The organism is Streptomyces sp. NPDC057654, from assembly GCF_042800135.1.
Classification (GTDB): domain Bacteria; phylum Actinomycetota; class Actinomycetes; order Streptomycetales; family Streptomycetaceae; genus Streptomyces.
In genome coordinates, this window is sequence record NZ_JBHVHQ010001367.1 from 1 (window position 1) to 1,406 (window position 1,406).

General features: G+C 68.4%; 2 protein-coding genes. Both read left to right on the plus strand.

All coding sequences use genetic code 11. The annotated features are described in order from the left end of the window. The first annotated feature begins 305 nt into the window (after positions 1-305). Positions 306-1,247, plus strand: coding sequence for an alpha/beta hydrolase family protein (locus ACFU99_RS43680; RefSeq protein ID WP_384404345.1), 942 nt, complete (start codon positions 306-308; stop codon positions 1,245-1,247). 66 nt (positions 1,248-1,313) lie between these two features. Then, positions 1,314-1,406: NAD-dependent epimerase/dehydratase family protein (locus ACFU99_RS43685; protein WP_384404346.1), on the plus strand; the 93-nt coding region annotated here is incomplete at its 3' end.

Here is a 1,406-nt window from a genome sequence, read left to right on the forward strand (position 1 = left end):
GTCTCCGCCGAGCCGGTAGCGGGGCGTTCCGTGTCCATATCCACTCCATTCCATTCCGGTGCGGTGCGGTGCGCATGGAAGCCGATCGCTGGTGCCGTCTACTGCCGGTCAGAGACCAACTGGACGGTGACCGGTGACTGGTCTTGCGAAGCGGAACGCGGTTCCGTATGGTTAGCGGAACGAGGTTCCGTTTCAATCATGGCAGACGGGACGGCGGCTGCCCAGGCTGCCGCCGCGACCATCTGGCACGAGTGCGAAAGCGCCTGAAAAGAAGCGCCTGAAGAGGCCTGAAGAGAGGCACCCCCATGTCCAACCCGAACGTTGCGAAAGAACAGCAGGCCACGGCCGCGCCCACCACAGTGGTCTCGGCGAAGCCGGTCGTGCTGGCAGCCCCGGGGCGCGGCGAGGACCTCCAGGTCCGCGTATCGGCCCCCGCGACCGGCGGCGACCTGCCCGTCATCGTCTTCTCGCACGGCTTCGGCTGGTCGCTGAACGGCTACGGTCCGCTGGCGGACTTCTGGGCCGCCCACGGCTTCGTGGTGGTGCAGCCCACCCACCTCGACTCCAGGACGCTCGGCCTCCCCGCCGAGGACCCCCGTACGCCGCGGATCTGGCGCATCCGTATAGAGGACCTCGCACGCGTACTGGACGGGCTCGACACCCTGGAAGCCGCAGTGCCGGGCCTCGGCGGGCGTATAGATCACAGCCGCATCGCCGTGGCCGGCCACTCCTGGGGAGCACAGACGGCGAGCACGCTGCTGGGCGCGCGCGTTCTCGACTCCGAGGGCGTTCCTGGTGAGGACATGTCCGACCCTCGGGTCAAGGCGGGCGTGCTGCTCGCGCTGACCGGCCTGGGCGACAGCCTGACGCCGTTCGCCGTCGAGCACCTCCCCTTCATGAGGCCGTCCTTCGACACCATGACCGCACCGGCTCTCATCGTCGCCGGGGACCGCGACGACTCCCCGCTGTCCACGCGCGGACCCGACTGGTTCACCGACCCCTACACCTACAGCCCGGTAGGCAAGAGCCTGCTCACGCTGTTCGAGGCCGAGCACTCGCTCGGAGGCATCCCCGGCTACGAGGCCGCCGAGACGACCGACGAGAGCCCCGAACGCGTCGCCCTGATCCAGCGGCTCACCACGGCGTTCCTGCGCAGCGCCCTCTACCCCGAGGACACCGGCTGGCGGGCGGCGGCCGACGCGCTGGAGGGGGACCCCAAGCCGCTGGGGAAGTTGCAGAGCAAGTAGCGCCCTCAGAACCAGCAGGCCCCAGAGCTTCAGAACTGATCAGGATTGCTACAGGAAGGAAACGTGATGATCCTCGTCACCGGCGGTCTCGGCTTCATCGGATCCCACACCGTACGAGCACTGCTCGACCTGGGCGAAGACTGCGTCGTGGTCCAGCGC